The following is a 509-nucleotide window of genomic DNA, read 5'->3' as shown; positions in this document are numbered from 1 at the left end:
TGGTCATGGTCGAGCGCTACCTCGCGGCCGCCCTGTTCATCGCCCTGGCATCGACCCAGAATCCGAGCTTCGCGCTGGTGGCCTGCATTCCCTTGTTCTACCGGGTCGTGCTGCAGCGCGAGCGGCGCTACAGCCTGTTCGAGGTCGCGATGGCGGTGGCTGTCGTGGTCGCGGTGCTGGCGCACCCGGTCTATTATTTCGCCCGCTACGGCGTGGTCACCCCGCAGTTGCTGGCCGGCGGCGCTGCGCTGGGCGGCAATATCTGGACGTTCTATGTCTGGATCGTCGATCCGGACCTGGGCCTGTTGCCCAACTGGCCGCTCGGCCTGCTGGTCCTGCTGGCCGCACTGGTTGCCTACCTGCGCAAGCCGGTCTCCCTGGCCGGCCCGGGTACCTGGCGCGTGACCGCCTTCGTGCTCGCCTGCTGCGCCATCAACTTCTTCGCGCACTCGTCCACGACCAATCTCAATTCCGGCGCCACCCCTGGCCTGGCGCGTTACGCCCTCTGG

General features: G+C 67.6%; 1 protein-coding gene. It reads left to right on the top strand.

Annotated elements, in window-relative coordinates:
* A partial coding sequence (locus KVT32_RS28575; protein WP_217619259.1) for a hypothetical protein occupies positions 1–509 on the top strand: 509 nt, incomplete at both ends.

The organism is Achromobacter sp. GbtcB20, from assembly GCF_019091095.1.
GTDB classification, from domain to species: domain Bacteria; phylum Pseudomonadota; class Gammaproteobacteria; order Burkholderiales; family Burkholderiaceae_B; genus Achromobacter; species Achromobacter mucicolens.
The sequence above is the reverse complement of the archived record's forward strand: the minus strand, read 5'-3'. Positions and strand labels throughout refer to the sequence as shown.